This window comes from Streptomyces sp. Ru62 (genome assembly GCF_002920615.1).
GTDB lineage: Bacteria > Actinomycetota > Actinomycetes > Streptomycetales > Streptomycetaceae > Streptomyces.
Window position 1 is genome coordinate 84,575 of the sequence record NZ_PQSU01000023.1, and the last position, 20,604, is coordinate 105,178.

At 71.7% G+C, this 20,604-nt stretch carries 17 protein-coding genes and 3 pseudogenes; 10 read left to right on the forward strand and 10 right to left on the reverse strand.

Annotation, left to right across the window (positions count from 1 at the left end):
* Positions 1-8 precede the first annotated feature (8 nt).
* The gene (locus C3492_RS28690) at positions 9-770 is read left to right on the forward strand and encodes a TioE family transcriptional regulator (RefSeq protein ID WP_103815458.1); all 762 of its coding nucleotides are present in this window, start codon (positions 9-11) and stop codon (positions 768-770) included.
* A gap of 44 nt (positions 771-814) precedes the next feature.
* A pseudogene (locus C3492_RS28695) lies at positions 815-1,069 on the forward strand (VOC family protein); the annotation flags it as partial.
* An 86-nt stretch (positions 1,070-1,155) separates the two neighbouring features.
* On the opposite strand, the gene C3492_RS28700 reads toward C3492_RS28695, so the two are convergent.
* The gene (locus C3492_RS28700) at positions 1,156-1,443 is read right to left on the reverse strand and encodes a hypothetical protein (RefSeq protein WP_258055941.1); all 288 of its coding nucleotides are present in this window, start codon (positions 1,441-1,443) and stop codon (positions 1,156-1,158) included.
* An 82-nt stretch (positions 1,444-1,525) separates the two neighbouring features.
* Between C3492_RS28700 and C3492_RS28705 the strand changes: the two genes are divergently transcribed.
* The gene (locus C3492_RS28705; RefSeq protein WP_103815459.1) at positions 1,526-2,485 is read left to right on the forward strand and encodes a hypothetical protein; all 960 of its coding nucleotides are present in this window, start codon (positions 1,526-1,528) and stop codon (positions 2,483-2,485) included.
* Between the two features lie 174 nt (positions 2,486-2,659).
* On the opposite strand, the gene C3492_RS28710 is transcribed toward C3492_RS28705, so the two are convergent.
* The 4 genes from C3492_RS28710 to C3492_RS28725 form a co-directional block, all read right to left on the reverse strand.
* Positions 2,660-3,427, reverse strand: coding sequence for a class I SAM-dependent methyltransferase (locus C3492_RS28710; protein ID WP_103815461.1), 768 nt, complete (start codon positions 3,425-3,427; stop codon positions 2,660-2,662).
* 61 nt (positions 3,428-3,488) lie between these two features.
* Positions 3,489-4,073, reverse strand: a complete 585-nt coding sequence (locus tag C3492_RS28715; protein ID WP_103815590.1) for a class F sortase — start codon at positions 4,071-4,073, stop codon at positions 3,489-3,491.
* Between the two features lie 152 nt (positions 4,074-4,225).
* Positions 4,226-4,717, reverse strand: coding sequence for a sortase (locus C3492_RS28720; RefSeq protein WP_103815462.1), 492 nt, complete (start codon positions 4,715-4,717; stop codon positions 4,226-4,228).
* A 398-nt stretch (positions 4,718-5,115) separates the two neighbouring features.
* The gene (locus C3492_RS28725) at positions 5,116-6,021 is read right to left on the reverse strand and encodes an NAD-dependent protein deacetylase (RefSeq protein WP_181140598.1); all 906 of its coding nucleotides are present in this window, start codon (positions 6,019-6,021) and stop codon (positions 5,116-5,118) included.
* Positions 6,022-6,645: 624 nt separating this feature from the next.
* Between C3492_RS28725 and C3492_RS28730 the strand changes: the two genes are divergently transcribed.
* The 4 genes and pseudogenes from C3492_RS28730 to C3492_RS28745 all read left to right on the forward strand — a co-directional run bounded on the left by C3492_RS28730 (position 6,646) and on the right by C3492_RS28745 (position 10,290).
* The gene (locus C3492_RS28730) at positions 6,646-7,449 is read left to right on the forward strand and encodes a tetratricopeptide repeat protein (protein ID WP_103815464.1); all 804 of its coding nucleotides are present in this window, start codon (positions 6,646-6,648) and stop codon (positions 7,447-7,449) included.
* Between the two features lie 272 nt (positions 7,450-7,721).
* Positions 7,722-8,548 (forward strand): annotated as a pseudogene (locus C3492_RS28735) (ABC transporter ATP-binding protein).
* Positions 8,549-8,579: 31 nt separating this feature from the next.
* Positions 8,580-9,332 (forward strand): annotated as a pseudogene (locus tag C3492_RS46690) (TauD/TfdA dioxygenase family protein).
* Positions 9,333-9,402: 70 nt separating this feature from the next.
* Positions 9,403-10,290, forward strand: a complete 888-nt coding sequence (locus C3492_RS28745; protein WP_103815465.1) for an SDR family NAD(P)-dependent oxidoreductase — start codon at positions 9,403-9,405, stop codon at positions 10,288-10,290.
* A gap of 99 nt (positions 10,291-10,389) precedes the next feature.
* Here C3492_RS28745 and gap read toward each other — a convergent pair whose 3' ends face one another.
* From gap to C3492_RS28770, 5 genes are all read right to left on the reverse strand, one after another.
* Complete coding sequence (gap, locus tag C3492_RS28750) at positions 10,390-11,388, reverse strand: type I glyceraldehyde-3-phosphate dehydrogenase (RefSeq protein WP_103815467.1); 999 nt, start codon at positions 11,386-11,388, stop codon at positions 10,390-10,392.
* A 112-nt stretch (positions 11,389-11,500) separates the two neighbouring features.
* A complete protein-coding gene (locus C3492_RS28755; protein WP_103815469.1) occupies positions 11,501-12,457 on the reverse strand; it encodes a GlxA family transcriptional regulator in 957 nt (318 codons plus the stop codon).
* Between the two features lie 94 nt (positions 12,458-12,551).
* Positions 12,552-13,736 carry a cytochrome P450 gene (locus C3492_RS28760; RefSeq protein WP_103815470.1) on the reverse strand — a complete coding sequence of 395 codons (1,185 nt, stop codon included), beginning with the start codon at positions 13,734-13,736 and terminating at the stop codon, positions 12,552-12,554.
* 31 nt (positions 13,737-13,767) lie between these two features.
* Positions 13,768-15,123: an NAD(P)/FAD-dependent oxidoreductase gene (locus C3492_RS28765; RefSeq protein WP_103815472.1), complete on the reverse strand. Its 1,356-nt coding sequence runs from the start codon at positions 15,121-15,123 to the stop codon at positions 13,768-13,770.
* A complete protein-coding gene (locus tag C3492_RS28770; RefSeq protein ID WP_103815594.1) occupies positions 15,113-15,322 on the reverse strand; it encodes a ferredoxin in 210 nt (69 codons plus the stop codon). Before C3492_RS28770 ends, C3492_RS28765 begins: the two co-directional genes overlap by 11 nt.
* Positions 15,323-15,993: 671 nt before the next feature.
* On the opposite strand from C3492_RS28770, the gene C3492_RS28775 reads away from it, so the two are divergent.
* The 3 genes from C3492_RS28775 (at position 15,994) to C3492_RS28785 (ending at position 20,458) form a co-directional block, all read left to right on the forward strand.
* Entirely contained in the window at positions 15,994-18,378 is a 2,385-nt protein-coding gene (locus C3492_RS28775) for a phosphoketolase (protein ID WP_103815473.1), read from the forward strand.
* Positions 18,379-18,601: 223 nt separating this feature from the next.
* Positions 18,602-19,477 (forward strand): universal stress protein, encoded by an 876-nt coding sequence (locus C3492_RS28780; RefSeq protein WP_181140599.1) that lies wholly within the window; start codon positions 18,602-18,604, stop codon positions 19,475-19,477.
* A gap of 537 nt (positions 19,478-20,014) precedes the next feature.
* Positions 20,015-20,458, forward strand: a complete 444-nt coding sequence (locus C3492_RS28785; RefSeq protein ID WP_103815476.1) for a universal stress protein — start codon at positions 20,015-20,017, stop codon at positions 20,456-20,458.
* Positions 20,459-20,604 lie beyond the last annotated feature (146 nt).

Sequence of the window (20,604 nt, forward strand, 5' to 3'; positions counted from 1 at the left end):
GCAGGATCATGGGACGAAACCCTCAAAGCGGCGACAGACTCAGACCGGTCGACCTGGCCCGGGGGAGCGGTCTGTCCACGCAGGCGATCAGGAACTACGAGGAGGCCGGCATCCTTCCGGTCGCCGGTCGCACACCCCACGGCTACCGCGTCTACACCTCGCTGCACGACCGGGCCCTGCGCGCGTTTCTCGCCCTGGTGCCCGGCCACGGCCACCAGACGGCGACGTCGATCATGCGAGCCGTGAACCAGGACGCGATCGACGAGGCGTTTCGGCTCATCGACGACAGCCACGCCCAACTCCTCGACGACCGGCGGACCCTGCACGCGGTGGAGAACGCCCTCCGCGAACTGGCGACCACGGCCGCGCCCGAGCCCGATACGGGGTCCGAGCCGACCGCGGGGTCTAGGAGCGGCGACACGTTCATCGGACCACTGGCGGTGAAGCTCGGCATCCGGCCCGCGACCCTGCGCAAGTGGGAGCGCGCCGGTCTCGTACGCCCGCGCCGCGACCCGCGGACCGGATACCGCGTCTACGACGCGGCCGACGTACGGGACGCCAGGCTGGCCCACCAGCTGAGGCGGGGCGGCTACCTCCTGGAACAGATCGCCCCACTGATCGCCCAGGTGCGGGCGGCCGGCGGAGTGGAGCCCCTGGAGACCGCACTGCGCGACTGGCACGGCCGGCTGTCCGCCCGCGGGCGCGCGATGCTGGCCGGGGCCGCCGAGTTGGAGGCCTACCTCCGAGAGCGCGTCCCCACCAAGACCTGAGCCGCGCCGACACTTCACGCTCGCTCGCCGAAGGAGACGTGCCCGTCGGACCCGCCGGCGGCCTCGTCCGGCCCGACCCGGTCGCCGTCCGCGTCGATGTCGTTCCCGGCCCGGAACCCAGGACAACGACGAAGAAGCGTGTGCACCTCGATCTCGCCACCACCTCTACGTCCCGTCAGGCGGAGTTGATCGCGCCCCTGGAGGCTCTCGGTGCGACACCTGTCGACGTGGGCCAGGGCCACGTGCCGTGGACGGTCCTCGCCGACCCGGAGGGCCACGAGTTCTGTGTCCTCGCCCCGTCCTGAGATCACCCTCGTCCTTCTTCCGGTGCCGTGCGTCGACACCGCGGTGGTGCGGACCTTCGCGGACCCTGTTCAGCGCACGGTCACCCACGCATGGCGAGGCGCAACTCCTCGAAGAGGTCACGGAGTTCGCTCGGCATGCGTGGCGCCACGTCCGCGCCCACCTCCAGCAGGAGCCGGACACCGCGCCGGAACTCCCTGTCGCCGTGGGGCTCTTCCAGCATCCTCGCCACCTCGGTCAACGCGGTGCCGATGGCCCCCTCGACCTCGTCCGGGAGGCTGTCGAGGTAGACGTCGTCCTCGGTGAGCACCAGGTCCACGATGCGGCGGGAGGCTTCCCTGACGGACTGCGAACCAGTCTCGGACGGCACGGTTCCCCCATGTTGGTCAGCACGTCGTACTCCTCCTCATAATGAATCACCCCTTTCACCCGGCCGGCGAGGAGCACCAGGCGTGAACGTCGAAATCCCACCGGACGTACGCGACACCGCCGCCCGGCTCGGCGCCGGCGTCCCCTACGCCCTGAAAGTCCTGGCCGGCCGACTGGCCGACGACCCTGACATGGGCGAGCCTTCGGGGCTGCCCGGCATCCTCAGTGTGGCGGTCGACGGCGACATGTTCGAGGACTGTCCCGACTTCTCCGTCGGCTACGTCCGCGAGCCGGACCGGATCCAGTTCCGCTACCTGGGACTGACCAAGCCCACCGAGCCCGACCCGGACACCCATGAGCATGACCAGGACCAGGGGCAGGACCAAGACCAGGACCAGCCGGCCGACACCGCGGCCGCCGCGGTCACCGTACGGGAGATCGCCGACGCCTGGCACCGCATCGTCCGCCGGCTGCAGGACAAGGCCCCCGATTCCTATGCCGCTCTGCGCGCCGGTGCCGAGCCCGCCGCCGTCGCGGCTCTGGAAGGCGACCTCGGCATCCGGATACCCCTTGAGCTCCACGTCCTGTGGCTGATGACCGCGGGTGACGACGGAGTCAACGGCTGGGGATGCCTACCCGGCAACCGGACTCTGATGCCCCTGGACGCCGTGGCCGCCACCTACCGGCTGAACATGGACGTGCAGGCTCACCAGGACACTCTCAACGCCAACCGTCCAGTGGACGGGCGGATCACCTTCTGGAAGCCCACCTGGATCCCGGTCCTCTCCTTCGGCCCGGCTGACCACAGCTCAGGCATGTACCTGGACGCGGCCACCGGCTTCCTGGGCTGCTGGTCCCGCTACAACGATGACCCCGGCGAAGAACTCGACACGCTCGTCACCTACCTGGAAGAGGCTGCCGACATGCTCGAAGCGCCGACCTTGGCCACGCGGGACAAGCCCGGCCTGATCGGCGGGACGCTGGTATGGCTCAGCAGCGTCGGTCCCACCCGGAAGGACCACTGGCAGCCCCTGAACGGCTGACAGCACCGCCGGAGACACGGGCCTGCCCGCGGAATCCGGGCGACTTGGCCCGCTCCTTCACCCACTGGAGTCGCCCGTCGTCCGGGGCTGTCGGACACGGCGTGTATCGGTGGCCCTGGACCGCGTGTCGAGCTCGAACGCGCGGTTCCTGAGGTGCCCGGGCGCCGCCCTGCCCTACTCGCCGGCGCGGGCCACGAGCAGCGGCTGGAAGAAGCCTGTCTCCTGCGGCGTCCGCCAGCCGGGATCGACGAATCCGGCCTGGGCGGCGAGGTCGGCCAGCCGCCTCTGGCCGAGCGCCCAACAGGTGGTCCGGCGGACCCTGACGCGCCACTCTCCGCCTTCCGGGAGGAGTTGGAAATGCTCCATGTCGTAGTGCTCGCCGTCGTCGTGCCAGCGCCAGAGCTGGAAGGTGACGGTCCGCTCTCCGTCGTCGGCGGCCCGGTGCACTTGTGGGGGCGTCGAAGAGGGGTGGTCGCGCAGCAGGTCCTCGTAGGGGCGCGTGCTGACCAGCAGCAGGCCGGCGGGACGCAACACGCGGCGCATCTCGGTCAAGGCGGCCCGCACATCATGCTCTGTCAGCAGGTGAGGCAGCGCGTTGTCTGCGCAGACGACGGCGTCGAACCGGCCATCGGGAAACGGTAGACGTCGCATGTCGGCGGTGGCCGTGCGCAAGCTCAGGCCCCGGCGGGCGGCCTCACGGACAGCGCGGGCGGCGGCGCGGTGGCTGAGGTCGGTGCCGGTGACGCTGTGCCCGCGCAGCGCAAGGCCGATGGCCTGCGTGCCGATGCCGCAGGAACAGTCGAGCACCGTCGCGCGATCCTGGCCGACCAGGGCGTCCAGGGCCTCCCCCTGCCGACGCACGCCGGCATCCCAGTCCGAGTAGATCAGGTGGTAGTCGTCGGCCAGTTCGTCGTAGAAGCGCGCCACCGATGTCTCGGACATGACCCGAGATTACTGTGGCTGGGCTCCCGGAGGCGCTCGCGGTCAGGCTCCGTTCGGCCGGTCACGTCACCGCGGTCAGCGTCGCGTAGACCACGACGTTGCCCAGGTAGCCGGTGCGCTTGGTGTAGCCGCCGCCGCAGGTGATCAACCGGAGTTCGGGCCGTCCGGAACTGCCGTAGACCTTCTTGCTGGGGAACTCCTCCCTGTCGTAGAGCTCGACGGCGCCTACGGTGAACACCGCTGTCCGCCGGTCCGCCCGGCTGATCTCGATGGTGGCTCCCTCGGTCAGGGCGCCGAGGTCGTAGAAGACGCCGGGCTCGCCGGTGGGTGTGTCCACATGCCCGGTGGCGACGGCGGTTCCTGCCGAGCCGGGAGGCGTGCCGTCGCCGTACCAGCCGGCGCTGCCGGGTTTGTCAGGGGGCGGAGTCCGTAGTGCTCCTGCCGCGTCCAGGCCCACTCGTGTCATCGGGGCGTTCACCCCGATGGCAGCGATCCGCAGCCGGACCGGATCTGCGGGGGGCAGCGGGTGGACGGCAGGGCGGGTGGGGGCCGCCGAGGTCGAGAAGGACTGGGCTGCCGATGGCCGCGGGGGTGGCTTGCCGTCGTCCACCGCGCTGATCAGCAGCACGACACCGGCCGTCATCATGCAGGTCAGAAGCAGCACCGCGGGGATGAACGGAGCTCGGTGAGCGTTGGTGTGGTGTCTGGATGCCATCGCGGTCGAGTCTTTGCTTCACGGCGGGTGTGTCGCAGTGGGTGGTGTGTTCGCTGATCACGTTCGGTGGTCAGGGTCGCTGATCAGGTTCGGTTGCCGTTCGGGCGGCGGCACAACCAGACCGCACCCCCGGCGGCGGCCGTGACGAGCAGCCCACCGCCCAGGGCGAGCCCCACATCCGTGTCCTCGCCCGGTCCGAAGCCGGCACTGACCGAACCGCTCGGAGGCCGTCCGACGACCCGGTACGTCTCCGTCACCATGGTCAGCGGAGGACACTTCACGGTGACTGTGTCGTCGCCCGGCCGGGTTCCTTCGGGGACTTGGAACTCGCCGGTGAGCACCCCCTCCTGCTCGCCTGCGAAGAGGTGGAACTCCCCTCCCGCTTCAGACCAGCCCTTGCCGTAATCCGCGTCAGCGTCGCAGGCGCTCGTACTGACCGTGACCGTGGAACCCGGTGGGGCGTTCCACGGCTCGATACTGACATCCGAGTCGTCAGCGGCGGCAGCGGCCGGGATCTGCAGCCCGAGGGCACCGAGAACCAGGCCGATACCCGCACCCATGTGTCTGTAGCGCATGCGAATCCTCCAACGGAACCGTGTCCGGCCTGCTGCGCGGCACGTCTCGTGTGTTCCGCACACGAGGCAACCGACAGTCCGTCAGTTCCGCAACCTGACGAGCAGCCGAACATGTCACCCGGTCAGGCGCACCGGGGTTCCCTCTTGATCGCTTACGCAGGTCACCGATGCGGAGGTCATCAGTACTCATCACCCACCGCCCCGTCTCCATATCGGTGACAGCCGACCGGTCTGTCCTGCGCGGCACACCCGCGGGTGGTCCGGGGCCGGGCGGGCACGGGGCATGCCATGGTCCTGCTGAACGGGTCACCACAGCGTGACGATCCGCCGGATCGCGGTAGCGTCGCCCGCCGCCGTCGCGCGGGCCGCTCCTGTGGGGGCCGTTTTCCGGTCGAGGCTCAGGTCCGGGGCGAGGCCGGTACGTCGACGGGGATGTCCAGTCGGTCGGCCAGGGTGGTGAGGGCTCTCCCCAGCGGGAGCGCGACCCGGGTGAGGGCGTGCCGGTCGCCTCGGGTCTGGTCGCGGTTGATGATGAGCACCGGCGTCCCGGCCTGGGCCGCCTGGCGGACGAACCGCAGTCCGGACATCACCGTCAGTGAGGAACCGAGGACCAGCAGTGAGGCTGCCTCACGGACCAGCTCGCGGCAGTGTTCGACCCGCTGCGGGGGGACCGCCTCGCCGAAGAACACGACGTCCGGCTTGAGGATGCCGCCGCAGATCACGCAGGGCAGTACGCGGAAGCCCTCGACCTGTTCGTCGGTGAGGTCGGCGTCACCGTCCGGGTTGATGCCCGCCGCCACCGGTGCGAAGTCCGGGTTGGCCGCTTCCAGCCGCTGGGCCAGTTCGCGGCGCGGACTGAGGGCGCCGCACCCGAGGCAGACGACCCGGTCCAGACTCCCGTGGAGTTCCACGACGCCCTCGCTGCCGGCGGCCTGGTGCAGGCCGTCCACGTTCTGGGTGATCACGCCGGAGAGCAGGCCGTGCCGTCCGAACGCGGCCACGGCCCCGTGCCCGGCATTGGGGCGGGCACGGCCGAAGGTGCGCCATCCGAGGTGGCTGCGCGCCCAGTACCGGCGCCGGGCCCGTGCGCCGGCGGTGAACTCCTGGTAGGTCATCGGGGTGTGCCGGCTCAGACTCCCACCCTCGCCCCGGTAGTCGGGGATGCCCGACTCCGTGGAGATGCCCGCCCCGCTGAGCACCAGCACACCGCCGGCGCTCAGCGCATCGGCGACCGGCTCCAGATCCGTGGTGCCGGGCGGCAGGTCCTCGGTGGGGGTCCAGCTCAGAGTGGGGCGCATACGCATGCCGCAAGAGTACGAAACCGGCTGCCGTCGGGGAGTCCGGTACGGCGTCCCCCCGACTCTTGCGCAGCGCACCGCACGGCACCGGACCGCACCGGCCCGTGGCTGCCGGGTTCCGAGTCCGCGTCGCTTCCCGGACGGGGACGGACGTCGGTGTGCCCCCAGGCGTGCCCGGACCGCGTGGGAGGGCTGAGCCCCGTACACCGTGGCGCAGGGGCTCAGGAGCGCACCGACTCCCCGCATCCCTCAGGTCACGGGCGCTCGTCCGGGCGCATCGTCCCGGACCCTCACCAGTCATTCCGGCATGAGGGCGCCACCGGATGCGCGGTGGGCGGACGAACTGGAGGTTCCGCCCGGGTGACGGGCTCGGCGAGCGGCTCGGGACCTTGCGCCGGAACGGGCCGGGGCAGGGCGGCTGTGGGGAACGCCCGCAACGACGCGACCTGGTTCCCCTGGGACCGCCCGCGCAGAGAGGGGCGACGCCCGTCGAGCACGCCCTGAATGATCGCCGGGTCCTGTTCGTCGTCGGCTTCCGGCTGCATCCTCGCCTCGACGGCACCGTCACCGCCGCCGAGACCGGGCAGGGCGCCGAGCCTGAACCACGGGACAACGGCATAAGGTTTCGGCATGGAGTTGGACGAGGGGCGCAGGGCGGCCGAGGCCGGGGACTGGGTGGGCGCGGGACACGCCTTCGTCCGGGCCGCCATGGACGGCAGTGCGGAGGGTGCCGAGCTGGCGGCCCGGGTGACCGTCGAGCTGGAACCGCTGGCGGACGGTGGGTCGGCGGAGGCCGCCGCGCTGCTCGCCGGGATCTACCTGGAGTACTTCGACGCGTCGGCCCTCCCCAGGGCCGTGCGTCACGCCCGCGCGGCGGCCGAGGCCGGGCTTCCGGCCGGTCAGCGCACCTACGGGCACATCCTGGCGACGGGTCTCGGCGTCGAGAAGGACGAGGCGCGTGCCGCCGGACTGTTCAGGGCGGCGGCCGAGGGCGGGGACGCCTACGCCATGTTCAACCTCGCCCAACTGGTCGACGACCCCGACGAGTCCCTGCGACTGTTCGAGGCCGCCGCACGCGAGGGCATCGTGGCCGCCGGCGCGGTCCTCGGCGACCGGCTGTCCGCGCTGGACCGCGACGAGGACGCGCTGGGCTGGTACGTCTGGGCGGCCGGGCGTGGGCACACCGGGGCGATGAACGCGGCAGCCCGCTGGTATCGCGACGGCTTCGGCACCACTCCGGACCCGGTGCAGGCGGTGCGCTGGTTCTTCGTCATGTTCGCGCACGGCGACGGAGACGGCATCCACGAGGCGATCGAGCTGGTGAAGGCGGGGGCTCTGGACGAGGGCCAGATCCGCGAGGCCGGGCGGCTCGCCGGCGCCCCCGAGGCGGCGGAGGCCCTGATCGACACGGTTCTGGGCGGCAGCCGGGACTGATGCGACGCCGGACCGGGAACCGGTCCGGCGTACCCGTCACGGATCGCCCGGGTCGGACGGCGGCCCGCGGGCGGGAACGCAGACGGAAGGCGGGCTCGGCACGCTCTTCGAGGGCCCGCCGGGCAGGGCGTACCGCGACGGCGGCCCGGGGTCGAAACGATCGGGCAAGAGACCTGGTCCAGAGAGTGGGACGCTCTTTGCGGGGAGCGGGTACTGCTGTGGAAACAGGCGCATGATTCAGCGTTTCTGACGCTTCTCCCTCCCGCTGTCGGATGTCCTCAAGTGAAGCGGCACACCTGGCAGTTGAGGACAGCGGAACGGAGACCCCGGATGCCGGATCCGTGCGCCTCGACCACGTCACCCACCAGTACCGCCGGGGCGGGAAGACCGTCACCGCCGTCGGGCCGGTCGACCTGACCGTCCCCGCCGGCGAGTTCCTGGTCCTGGTCGGCGCCTCCGGCTGCGGCAAGAGCACGCTGTTGCGGCTGATCGCCGGATTCGAGCAGCCCACCCACGGCTCGCTGCGGGTCTCCGGTGCCGAGCCGCGGCCCGGTGAGTCGGCCGGCGTGGTGTTCCAGACGCCCCGGCTGTTCCCGTGGCGTACCGTGCGGGGCGACATCGACCTGGCACTGCGGTACGCCGGGGTGAACCGCGGCCAATGGCCCGAGCGGCGGGCGGAGTTGCTGGCGCGGGTGGGTCTCGAAGGCACCGACAAGAGGCTACCTGGGAGATCTCCGGCGGTCAGCAGCAGCGGGTCGCCATCGCCCGCGCCCTGTCCGCCGAGAACCCGCTCTTCCTGCTCGACGAGCCGTTCGCGGCGCTGTACGCGCTGACCCGGGAACGGCTCCAGGAGGACGTCCGCCAGGTGACCGCCCAGACCGGGCGGACCACGGTGTTCGTGACGCACTCGGCGGACGAGGCGGTGTTCCTCGGCTCCCGCATCGTGGTGCTGACGAAGGGGCCGGGAACCGTGGCCCTGGACCTGCCGAACCCCCTGCCGCGTGGCGATGTCGACGCCGAAGAGCTCCGGAACTCCTTGGAGTTCGCCGAACTGCGCGCGGAGGTCTCCCACGCCGTCAAGGCCGCCGCCGCGGCCTGACCTCCCTATCGAGGAAAGGAAACACAGACGGATGAGCAGCCTCAGTGAACGGCCCGCAGCGGTACGGCTGCCGATCACCGAGCTCGGCCCGCACTTCGGAGCCGAGATCCGCGGCATCGATCTCGGTCGCCTCGACGACGACCAGGTCCTCGCGCTCCGGCAAGCACTCGTGAAGTACAAGGTGCTCTTCGTGCGAGGGCAGGACGGCCTCGACGACTCCCAGCAGATCGAGTTCGGCCGGCGCCTGGGCGAGGTACCCGATCCACGACTCCGGTGACGTGGCCCCCGAGGTGTACTCGCTGGACAGCCAGGACAACGGGTTCGCCGACGTCTGGCACACGGACGTGACGTTCGTACGACGGCCGCCCGCGATCTCCGTCCTGCGGGCCGTGGTGCTGCCGCCGAACGGCGGTGACACGAACTGGGCCGACAGCCAACTCGCCTACGAATCGCTGTTACCGGGCCTGCGGAAGCTGGTCGACCCACTCACCGCCGTGCACGACGGCACCCGCGAGTTCGGGTACTACCTCGCCCAGCGTCGGAAAGGCCGCGGAAACCTCTGGGAGGGCCAGGTCTTCACCGACCTGACGCCGGTCGAGCACCCGGTGTCACCAAGCCGGAGCACGTCGTACGCCATCGCTGGCGACCCGGTGACGTCGCCCTGTGGGACAACCGCAGTACGGCCCACTACGCCAACCGTGACTACGGCGACCGCCACCGGGTCATGCACCGCATCACCTTACGACCGAGCGGAAGCGCGACGACGCCTCCGGGAACGCCATGACGTTCGCGCATAGGGGGTGTGCCCAGGTTTCGTTGGACTCATGACCACCCCGCTTCCTAGCGTGGCGTGCATGAACGCTCCGCGCATCGCCCTCGTCACGGGCGCCAACCAAGGACTCGGCCGCGCCCTCGTCGAAGGACTGGCGGCCCGCATGGACTCGGACGACCTGGTCCTGCTCACCGGCCGCAGCCGCCCGCGCGTGACGGACGCCGCACACGAGGTCGGCCGGCTGCCCGGCACCCGCGCCCAGGTCGAGGGCCGGGTCCTGGACGTCACCGACACCGACGCCGTCGCCCGTCTCGCCGGGGATCTCCGAGCCCGGTACGGAGGTGTCGACGTCGTCCTGTCCAACGCGGTGGCCCGCGTGCTGCCCGAGGAGTCACAGGCCGGGCGGGCCGACGAGTTCATCGACGTCTCCAACACCGCCACGCACGCGATTCTGCGCTCCTTCGGCCCCGTCCTGCGCCCCGGCGGCCGGCTGCTCGTCGTCGCCAGCAGCCTGGGCACCCTCGGTCACCTGGATCCCCGGCTGCACCACCTCTTCGACGGCGCGAGTCTCGACCAGGTCGAGTGCGCCGTCGAATCGTGGCGCCGTGCCGTCCACGACCGGACCGCGCAGGAGGCCGGCTGGCCGGTCTGGCTGAACGTCCCCTCGAAGGTGGCTCAGGTCGCCGCCGTCCGCGCCGTCGCCGCCGAGCGCCGTGAGAGCGATCTCGCCGACGGCACACTGATCGCGGCGGTGTGTCCCGGCATGGTCGACACCGCCACCTCCCGCCCCTGGTTCAGCGACTACAGCCAGGCCCAGTCACCGGCCCGGGCCGCCGAAGCCGTGCTCGACCTGGTCCTCGCCGAACATGTCGATCCGGCCCTCTACGGCGAACTCGTCCGCTTCGGCCAAGCCCTGGACTGGTACGACGGCACACCCCCGGTGGAGCAGGACCGCATGCTCACACCGTGAACACGCGGGGCCGTCGCACACAACCTGGACAGTCGCGGCGCCATCGACCGCCGGGCAGTCCCCCCACCGAGCGGACACCCCCCGAACCGCGCTGGGGTGTCAGCGGGTGGCGAGGAGTTCCAGCGTGTCGATCACGCGGTTCGAGAAACCCCACTCGTTGTCGTACCACGCGACCACCTTGATGTGCCGGCCGTCGACGCGGGTGAGGGCCGAGTCGAAGATCGACGAGGCGGGATTGCCCGTGATGTCGGACGACACGAGCGGGTCGTCCGAGTACTCAAGGATGCCGGCGAGCGGCCCCTCCGCCGCGGCGCGGTACGCGGCCAGCACCTCGTCGCGCGTCACGTCGCGGGCGACGGTCGTGTTGAGCTCGACGATCGAGCCCACCGGCACCGGCACGCGGATCGAGTCGCCCGACAGCCTGCCGTCGAGGTTCGGCAGCACCAGGCCGATCGCCTTGGCGGCGCCGGTCGTGGTCGGCACGATGTTGACGCCTGCGGCCCGGGCGCGACGGGCGTCACGGTGCGGGCCGTCCTGCAGGTTCTGCTCCTGCGTGTAGGCGTGCACCGTCGTCATGAACCCGTGCTCGATGCCGGCGAGTTCGTCGAGGACCGCGGCCAGCGGCGCGAGCGCGTTGGTGGTGCAGGAGGCGTTCGAGACGATCGTGTGCACCGCCGGATCGTAGGCGTCGGTGTTCACGCCGAACGCGAGAGTGACGTCGGCGCCGTCCGACGGCGCGCTCACGAGCACCTTCTTGGCCCCGGCGTCGAGGTGGGCCCGGGCGGCCTTGGCCGCGGTGAAGCGGCCGGTGGCTTCCAGGACGACGTCGACACCGAGTTCGGCCCACGGCAACTGCGCCGGTTCCCGCTCGGCCAGCACCGTGATCCGCCGGCCGTCGACGACGAGGGTGTTGCCGTCGACGGCCACCGGGCGCCCGAGCCGGCCGGCCGTGCTGTCGAAGGCGAGCAGCCGGGCGAGCGCGGCGGGCTCTGTCAGATCGTTGACGGCGACGATCTCCAGGGCACTGTCGCGCTCCAGCAGTGCGCGCAGCACATTGCGTCCGATGCGGCCGAATCCGTTGATGGCGATGCGAGTCATGAGTGATGTCCCTTCCGTTCGCCACCAGACTCGCCCGCGGTCCGCACCGCCGACAGTGGCGGGATCGCCAGGGTCCAAAAGGATCCCGCCAGCCGCCGTGGTGCCGGGCGGGTCACTCGCCCCGGGTGAAGGTGCGCCGGTACTCACTCGGTGTGGTGCCGAGGATGCGCTGGAAGTGCAGCCGTAGGTTCGCGCCGGTGCCGAGCCCGACGTCGTCGGCGATCTGCTCGACGCTGCGCTGCGAGCGTTCAAGCAGTTCGCGGGCCAGGTCGATGCGGGCGCGCATCACCCACTGCATCGGCGTGTAGCCGGTCTCCTCCACGAAGCGCCGGGAGAACGTGCGGGGCGAGACTCCCGCCTGCCGCGCCAGTACGTCGAGGGTGAGGGGCCCGCCGAGCCGGTGCAGCGCCCACTCACGGGTCGCGGCGAACCGCTCGCCGAGCGGCTCGGGCACACTGCGCGGGACGTACTGTGCCTGGCCGCCGCTGCGGTAGGGGGCCGCGACCAGACGCCGGGCCGCGTGGTTGGACGCGGCCACTCCGAGATCACCGCGCAGGATGTGCAGGCACAGGTCGATGCCGGAGGCGGCGCCCGCCGAGGTGAGCACGCTGCCCTCGTCGACGAACAGCACGTTCTCGTCCACCTGGACGAGCGGATGCCCGGCCGCGAGTGCCCGCGTGTAGTGCCAGTGCGTCGTGGCGCGCTTGCCGTCGAGCAGGCCCGTGGCGGCGAGCGCGAAGGCGCCCGTGGAAATGGCGGCCAGCCGCGCGCCCCGGTCGTGGGCCGTGATCAGCGCGTCGATCACGGCCTGCGGCGGGTCGTCGCGATCCGGGAACCGGTAGCCGGGGACGAAGACGATGTCGGCCCACGCAAGCGCGTCGAGGCCGTGGGCGACGTGGTACGCGAGGCCGTCCCCGCCGGTCACGAGACCGGGTGCCGCCCCGCACACCCGCACCTCGTACGGCATGCTCGCGCGGGTCGTGAAGACCTGCGCGGGAATTCCGACGTCGAGCGGCTTCGCACCCTCCAGGACGAGGACGGCGACGCGGCGAAGGCGGGAGGGTGGCACAGGGAAAGGTTACGTGGGACGTGACGCCGGTTCGCCACCGCGCGGTCGTCGTCCCCGTCCCGTCGCTCCTTCCTGCCGTGTGCGGTGCCGTGCCTCAGAGCTGGATGGGCAGGTGGCGGGGGCCGCGGAGCATGGCGTTCTGACGGTAGGGGGGCGGGTCCTGGACCAGCCGGGCGGTGCCGAGGTGGGGGAGCAGGGCGCCGAGCGCGGAATACGCCTCGATACGGGCCAGGGGGCCGCCGTAGCAGATGTGGATGCCGCTGCCGAAGCCGAAGTGCTGGTTGTCCGGACGGGTGGGGTCGAACCGGTCGGGTTCGTGGAACCGCTTGGGGTCGCGGCTGCCCGAGGCCAGTACCAGGATGACGGACGAGCCTTCCGGGACGGTGGTGCCGGCGACGTCGATGTCGGCCCGCGGGATGCGCTCGCGCATGTGGACCGGAGGCTCGTACCGCAGCAGTTCCTCCACCGCCCGGGGCAGCAGGTCCGGTTCGCGGCGCAGCAGGTCCAGCTGTTCGGGCCGGCGCAGCAGGGTGAGCACACCGTTGGTGATGAGGTTGACCGTGGTCTCGTGCCCGGCGATGAGCAGCAGGACCGCTGTTTCGGCGAGTTCCTCCCGAGTGAGCCGCAGGGCCGGGTCGGGCTCGTTGACGAAGGCGGAGAGCATGTCGTCGCTGGGCTTGCCGCGGCGCTCTTCGGCGAGGTTCACCAAGTAGCCGCCCATCTCCATCTTCGCCTGTTCACCGGCCTTGTCCGTCTCGGTGGTGTCCGCACCGGCCCTGACGTCGGCGGCGGCGACGAGGGCGTCGGACCAGGCCCTGAAGAGGGGCTCGTCCTCGCGTGGCACGCCGAGCAGGCGGCAGATGACCGTGACGGGCAGCGGGTACGCGAAGTCGTCGACCAGATCGATCTGCTCGCCCGCACGGAAGGAGGCCAGCAGCTCCTGGGTGATCCGGTCGATCTCGCCGCGCATGCCGTCGACGCGGTGCGGGCTGTGCGGCGGACCGAAGGGCCGCATGGCCAGGGTGCGCAGTCTGTGGTGTTCGGGGTCGTCGAGCCGCAGGAACGGCAGTTGCTGCGCCTCCCCGCCGCGGGTACGGGGATCGACGCTCACCCGCGGGTCGTGGAGCAGGGCGGCGACCTCGTGGTAGGTGCCGACCAGGTAGCTGCCGTCGGTCTGCTGAACCACGGGACCGGCCGCGCGGAGTTCCGCGTACAGCGGGTACGGGTCAGGGCGGTTGGAGTAGTCGGTGATGCGTGCCAGCAGGGTCTCGGAGGCCATGGCGGCTCCTCGGGGTCGAGCGGGACGTGGGCTACACCACGGTCAGTCGGCGGTCGGGCAGGTGACCGGTGAGCGCGACGGTCGGGCCGTGGGACAGCACCGACGGATCGGGCACGTCGGAAGGGATCGTGACGTCGGCCGCGATCGCGCGGTCCGGCGCGCCGGGCGGGGGCGGGAAGGGGGCGGCCGTCTCGATCAGATGCCGGTAGTAGTCGAGCGACTTGGCCATGTCGACGGTGACGGCCGCGGTGACCCGGCCCTTGTACCCGTAGACCATGGCAAGACGGCGGGCCTCCAGCGAGCCTTGGGCGATGACGACGTGGTCCGAGTAGGTGGGCACGCCCACGGACTTGATGTTGAGTCCGAACTGGGTCGACCAGAAGACCGGCACGGCCAGGTGCGGGCGTTGCAGCGGGCCCGGGCTGACCATGTTGTGGGCCGCCACCTGGGCCTGCTCGACCGCGTTGCCCCAGTGCTCCAGGGACAGCATCTGGTAGCCGAAGAGCGGGTGGGGGAAGCGGGAGACGTCGCCGGCCACGAAGACGTCGTCGGTGACGATCCCGTACATGTTGAAGGCCCGGCATCCCGCGTCGCACGCGATGCCGCGCGGGCCCACCGCCAGCCCCGACTCCGCCAGCCATTCGACATTGCGGATCGCTCCCAACGCCGCCACGCACACGTCCGCGTCGATCCGGCTGCCGTCGGACAGCTCCGCACCCGTGAACGCTCCGTTGCCGTTCAGGGCGGTGACCGTCACGCCGGTGCGCAGGTCCACGCCGTGGTTGCGCTGCATGACGGCCGCGAGCTTCGACAGGGTGCCGCCGAGCGCGCCGACCAGCGGAGCGGGGCCGCGCTCGGTGACCGTGACCTGCACTCCCAGCTCCCGGCACGCCGAGGCGATCTCGGAGCCCGTGAAGCCGCCGCCGATGACCAGGACGCGCTCCGGCCTCGCGGCGAGCCGCTCGGCCAGCCCCGCGCCGTCCTCCCGGGAACGCAGGGTGAACACGCCCTCCAGCGCGGCCTCCTCCTTGTTGGGCCAGGGCCGCGCCCGGGTGCCAGTGGCGATCAACACCCGGTCGTACGGCAGTGACTCCCCCTCTTCCAGCAGCACCCGCTTCTCCAGCAGGTCCAGGCCCGTGGCGCGGACGCCCAGCCGCCACTCGGCGTCCGGGTCCCGGCGCATCGGCAGCTCGGTGGTCTCCGCCGTCGCCTGCCCGAGCAGCACCTGCTTGGACAGCGGCGGACGGTCGTAGGGTGCGTGGGGTTCGTCCCCGACCACGGTCAGTGAGCCGGTGAAGCCTTCCTCGCGCAGCGCTTCCGCGGCCCGCAGCCCGGCCAGCGACGCACCGACGATGACGATGCGGCCGTCCTTGAGGTCATCGGGCACCGCTGCTCACCTCTTCACCCAGGAGGATGGCCTGGACCGGACAGGCCGCCGCGGCCTGGCGTACGCGTTCCTCCTGGTCGTCGGGTACGGCCGTGGCGTAGAGGAGGCCTTCCTCGCCGTGCAGCTCGAACACGCCCGGCGCGAGGAACACACACTGTGCGTATCCCTGGCAGCGCGTGAGATCGACAACGGTCCGCATCTTCACTACCTCCTCCGCCGTCACACCCCCCCTCACCTCCAGAATGGGCGGAGACCCGTGCGCTCGCACGGTGACCGCCTGCGGGACGCGGCCGGTGAGCCGTCAGTTGCGGGCGCGGTCGAGGGCGGAGTGCTTGAACGCGGGGCGGGCTCAGCCCAGTTGCTCGTCCCGTGGCTCATCTCCTCGGCGTGCAGGCCGACATGGTCGGCGTAGGTCGGCATCTCCTCGATGGCCAGGCGGACCTGGAGGGAGCAGACGGAGCAGGCGTCCCCGTCGCCTTCCGGGCCGTCGGGCCGGCCTGGGTGCCGTGACACCGGACCAGGAGCCGGAGACCGGTTCGTTGCCGAGGGCACCGAAGCCGGCTCCCTGCCCCGCCCCCCGGACGCAGCACCGTGCCCGCGCCGCCCCCGTCGTGGTCGCCGGACCCGTCGATCGTCGTCGGCCCGACGGCTCCCCGTCGGAGCGACGGCAGGGCACGGCACCGTCGGCCGACCGGACGCGTGGTCCGATCGGGTGCCGACCGGGGCAGTCAGGTCCCACGGCACCGCCCGTTCCGGGGTCGGTGGCCCGAACGGCCCTGTCGGGAACCCGGCGCGTCGATGGAAGGTGGTCGTACAGAGGCCGAGACACAAGAAACCCCCGAACGCCGTCCCGACACGAAAGGGATCCGGATGTCCGTCGACACGCGCACGGCGCCCGCCGCACTCTCGGACGAGGAGCTCGCCTCCCTGGACGCCCACTGGCGCGCCGCGAACTACCTCTCCGTCGGCCAGATCTATCTCATGGCGAACCCCCTGCTGAGCGAGCCGCTCCAGCCCGAGCACGTCAAACCACGGCTGCTCGGCCACTGGGGCACCTCACCCGGCCTGAACCTGGTGCACACCCACCTCAACCGCGTGATCAAGGCCCGCGGCCTGGACGCGCTGTGCATCTGGGGGCCCGGACACGGCGGCCCGGCCGTGCTCGCCAACTCCTGGCTGGAGGGGTCGTACACCGAGACCTACCCGGACGTCACCCGGGACGCGGCCGGCATGGCCCGGCTGTTCAAGCAGTTCTCCTTCCCGGGCGGGGTGCCCAGCCATGTCGCCCCCGAGACCCCCGGCTCCATTCACGAGGGCGGTGAACTCGGCTACTCCCTGTCACACGCCTACGGCGCGGCCTTCGACAACCCGGACCTGCTGGTCGCCTGCGTGATCGGTGACGGGGAGGCGGAGACCGGGCCGCTGGCCGCCTCCTGGCACTCCGACAAGTTCCTCGACCCGGTCCACGACGGCGCCGTGCTGCCGATCCTGCACCTGAACGGCTACAAGATCGCCAACCCGACGGTGCTGGCCCGGCTCCCGGAAACCGAACTCGACGAACTTCTGCGTGGCTACGGCCACGACCCCATCCATGTCACCGGTGACGACCCGACGGCCGTCCATCGCGCGATGGCCGCGGCGATGGACGAGGCGGTCGACCGCATCGCCGGTTTCCAGCGTGCCGCCCGCGAGGAGCAGGCCACGGACCGGCCCCGCTGGCCCGTGATCGTGCTGCGCACGCCCAAGGGCTGGACCGGTCCCGCCGAGGTGGACGGACTGCCGGTCGAGGGCACCTGGCGGGCGCACCAGGTGCCGCTGGCCGCCGTACGGGACAACCCGGAACACCTGCGGCAGCTGGAACAGTGGCTGCGCTCCTACCGTCCCGAGGAACTGTTCGACGAGCACGGCGCCCCTCGCGCACACGTCGTGGCATGCGTCCCGGAGGGTGCCCGGCGGCTCGGTGCCACCCCGCACGCCAACGGCGGCCTCCTCCTGCGGGAACTGCCTCTGCCGCCCCTGGAGAAGTACGCCGTCGAGGTGGACAAGCACGGCGCCACTCTGCACGAACCCACGCGTGTCCTCGGTGACCTGCTCGAAGACGTCATGCGGGCGACCACGGACCGCCGCGACTTCCGGCTCGTCGGCCCCGACGAGACCGCCTCCAACCGGCTCCAGGCCGTCTACGCGGCCAGCGGCAAGGCGTGGCAGGCCGCCACCCTCGACGTGGACGAACACCTCGACCGGCACGGCCGGGTCATGGAGATCCTCTCCGAGCACACCTGCCAGGGCTGGCTGGAGGGCTACCTCCTCACCGGCCGGCACGGGTTGTTCTCCTGCTACGAGGCCTTCGTGCACATCGTGGACTCCATGGTCAACCAGCACATCAAGTGGCTGCGCACCACCCGCCGCCTGCCCTGGCGCGCTCCTGTCGCCTCCCTGAACTACCTCCTCACGTCCCATGTGTGGCGGCAGGACCACAACGGCTTCTCCCACCAGGACCCCGGCTTCGTGGACCACATCCTGAACAAGAGCCCCGAGGCCGTACGGGTCTACTTCCCGCCGGACGCGAACACACTGCTGTCCGTGGCGGACCACGCCCTGCGCAGCCGCGACTACGTCAACGTGATCGTGGCGGGCAAGCAGCCCTGCTTCGACTGGCTGCCGATGGAGGAGGCGAAGGTCCACTGCGCCCGGGGCGCCGGCATCTGGGAGTGGGCCGGCAGCGAGGACGGTACGCGTGAACCGGACGCGGTGCTCGCGTGCGCGGGTGACGTGCCGACGCAGGAGGTCCTCGCCGCGGCCCAGCTACTGCGCCGCCACCTGCCCGACCTGGCCGTGCGCGTGGTCAACGTGGTCGACATCGCCCGACTGCTGCCGAGCGAGGAACACCCGCACGGCATGAGCGACTTCGAGTACGACGGGCTCTTCACGGCGGACAAGCCGGTGATCTTCGCCTACCACGGCTACCCCTGGCTCATCCACCGCCTGGCCTACCGCCGTACCGGGCACCGCCACCTGCACGTGCGCGGCTACAAGGAGATCGGCACGACGACCACCCCCTTCGACATGGTGGTCCGCAACGACCTGGACCGCTACCGCCTGGTCATGGACGTCATCGACCGCGTCCCCGGCCTCGCCGTCCGCGCGGCCGCCGTACGCCAGCACATGGAGGACGCCCGCCAGCGCCACCACGTCCACATCCGGGAACACGGCACGGACCTGCCCGAGGTCGCCGACTGGACATGGGACGGCTGAACCGCCGCCCGGGAGCGCCCCGGCGGAGCATCGCCGCGGCGCTCTCCGCCCTGTCCCCGCGGGCTCGCGCATCCGGCCACGGGGCAGGGCCGAAGCAGGTGAGAGACCATGATGTTCTGGTACGGCCACGTCTTCGTGAGGAGCCGACGACCTCCGGCCGGGACCGTGAACGCGCTCGCGGTGTACGGCGCGACAGGCGGCCCCAGGAAAGGCGGTGGGGACGATGACACTCCCTCTGGTCGTGGGAGTCGACGGATCGGAGCCGAGCCTCGTCGCGGTCGACTGGGCCGTGGACGAAGCCGTCCGGCACGGTCTCCCGCTCAGGCTCGTCCACGCCTCCCTCTGGGAGCGCTACGAGGCCGGCCTGCCCCCGGCGGGTCCGGGACGGCCCTCCGAGCAGGTGCTGGCCGAGCAGATCGTGGCCTCGGCGGCCGACCGGGCGGAACGCCGCCACCGGGACGTGAAGATCACCACCGACATCGTGCCCGAGGACGCGGCGGCGGCTCTCGTGCGCGAGGGCGGCGCGGCCTTCGCGCTGGTGACCGGTTCACGCGGCCGCGGCGAGCTCAGGGGACTGCTGCTCGGCTCGGTCGGTCTGGCCGTGGCGGCCCGGGCCCCCTGCCCGGCGGTCGTCGTCCGGGGCGACCGGGTGGGCCTGGAGGGTGGGCATGGGCGCATCCTGCTCGGCCTCGGTGAAACCGGTGCCGGCGCGGAAGCCGTGCGCTTCGCCTTCCAGGAGGCAGGGGTGCGCGGCTGCGTCCTCGACGTCGTGCGTGCCTGGCGCAGGACCGCCCACGACAGGAGCGGCAACCCGATACAGGCCGGAGGGCCGGTCGACACATCCGGGGAGAACGCCTCCGCCGTCGTCGACGCCCGGCTCATGGCCGCGATCGACGAGTATCCGCACGTCCGGACGCGCCCGGCGGTCGTCGAGGGGCCGGCCGGCAGGGTCCTCGTGGACCGGTCGGCCGCGGCGGACCTCGTGATCGTCGGGGCACGACGCGGGAAGGGACACTTCGGACTCCAGCTCGGCCGTGTGGGCCATGCCCTCCTCCACCATGCCCAGTGCCCGGTCGCGGTCGTGCCCGAACGGCGGTGAGGGCGGCGCGGCACGCTTCCGGGCGCACGGGCGGGAGCGGTCCTGCGGACTCATCCGAACAGGCTGCGCACCCTGATGGTCTCGACGCGCCGCCACGTGCCACCGGGCAGCAGCATCCGCTCGCCGTCGGCGCTGCGAGCGCTCAACCGACCGGAACCGGCCGGCCGGGGCCCCGCTCGCCGCCGGGTCTTCCTCGTCGAGGGCAGCGCCGGACCGCGGCAGGTCCGCTCGGCCCGCGCATCAGGTTGAGTGCGTCGGCTCATCGGCCCTCCAGTTCGCGAGTGCGGGATGCTCCGGGGAACGCCGGGCCCTTCCTGGCGGAGGGGCTCGCCCCGATGACCGGACAGCGACCGGTCACACACCCAGCATCTCTCCTCTTGTACCCGGAGGCGGGGCCGAATCGCACACCCGTGGGAGCAAGTGGAACCGGCTGGGTGGCGGTGTGGCGACGGGTCCCGCAGCGTGGGGAACAGGGGCGGACCGGCCCGGTGGGCGCACACCGAAGAACCGGGTCACACCGAACGAGAGGTGGGACGCATGGACAAGGATGCCTCCGAGCGCCGGGTGGTGGTCGGTGTCGACGGGTCGCGGTCCTCGTACGACGCCCTGCGCTGGGCCGTGCGCTACGCCGGTCTGGTCGGCGGCATTGTGGAGGCGGTCGCGGTGTGGGAGCTGCCGGGCCTGTACGGCTGGTCGGGGCCCGCCGTGGACATGGACGTCGACGAGGACGAGACGCGCCAGAAGATGGGCCAGGAGCTGACCGACGTGCTCGGCGCGGACACGGCCGGCTCGGTGCGGACCCGTGTGGTGCACGGCAACCCCGCCGACGTCCTGTTGCGGGCCGCCGAAGGAGCCGAGGTCCTGGTCGTCGGCAGCCGGGGCAGGGGCGGGTTCGCGCGCGCCCTGCTGGGCTCCGTCAGCCAGCACGTCTCGCAGCACGCGAGCTGCCCGGTGGTGATCGTGCGCTCCGCGCAGCAGTGAAAGCAACGGCACGTGGGGCCGGGCACCCCGGGGCGGCCGTCGCGCAGGACGAGGATGGCCACGAGACCGGACAGCGCGCGCTGACCGGCCCACCCCGCCACCCGGACCTGCCGGATCCGCAGCGGTCGGCTTCCGCCTGACGGGTG

Excerpts from the sequence above, each read along its gene's own strand:
- C3492_RS28690 (WP_103815458.1), top strand. The coding sequence starts at position 9 with ATGGGACGAAACCCTCAAAGCGGCGACAGACTCAGACCGGTCGACCTG.
- C3492_RS28710 (WP_103815461.1), bottom strand. The coding sequence starts at position 3,427 with ATGTCCGAGACATCGGTGGCGCGCTTCTACGACGAACTGGCCGACGAC.
- C3492_RS28715 (WP_103815590.1), bottom strand. The coding sequence starts at position 4,073 with ATGATGACGGCCGGTGTCGTGCTGCTGATCAGCGCGGTGGACGACGGC.
- C3492_RS28720 (WP_103815462.1), bottom strand. The coding sequence starts at position 4,717 with ATGCGCTACAGACACATGGGTGCGGGTATCGGCCTGGTTCTCGGTGCC.
- C3492_RS28725 (WP_181140598.1), bottom strand. The coding sequence starts at position 6,021 with ATGCGTATGCGCCCCACTCTGAGCTGGACCCCCACCGAGGACCTGCCG.
- C3492_RS28730 (WP_103815464.1), top strand. The coding sequence starts at position 6,646 with ATGGAGTTGGACGAGGGGCGCAGGGCGGCCGAGGCCGGGGACTGGGTG.
- C3492_RS28745 (WP_103815465.1), top strand. The coding sequence starts at position 9,403 with ATGAACGCTCCGCGCATCGCCCTCGTCACGGGCGCCAACCAAGGACTC.
- gap (WP_103815467.1), bottom strand. The coding sequence starts at position 11,388 with ATGACTCGCATCGCCATCAACGGATTCGGCCGCATCGGACGCAATGTG.
- C3492_RS28760 (WP_103815470.1), bottom strand. The coding sequence starts at position 13,736 with ATGGCCTCCGAGACCCTGCTGGCACGCATCACCGACTACTCCAACCGC.
- C3492_RS28770 (WP_103815594.1), bottom strand. The coding sequence starts at position 15,322 with ATGCGGACCGTTGTCGATCTCACGCGCTGCCAGGGATACGCACAGTGT.
- C3492_RS28775 (WP_103815473.1), top strand. The coding sequence starts at position 15,994 with ATGTCCGTCGACACGCGCACGGCGCCCGCCGCACTCTCGGACGAGGAG.
- C3492_RS28780 (WP_181140599.1), top strand. The coding sequence starts at position 18,602 with ATGACACTCCCTCTGGTCGTGGGAGTCGACGGATCGGAGCCGAGCCTC.
- C3492_RS28785 (WP_103815476.1), top strand. The coding sequence starts at position 20,015 with ATGGACAAGGATGCCTCCGAGCGCCGGGTGGTGGTCGGTGTCGACGGG.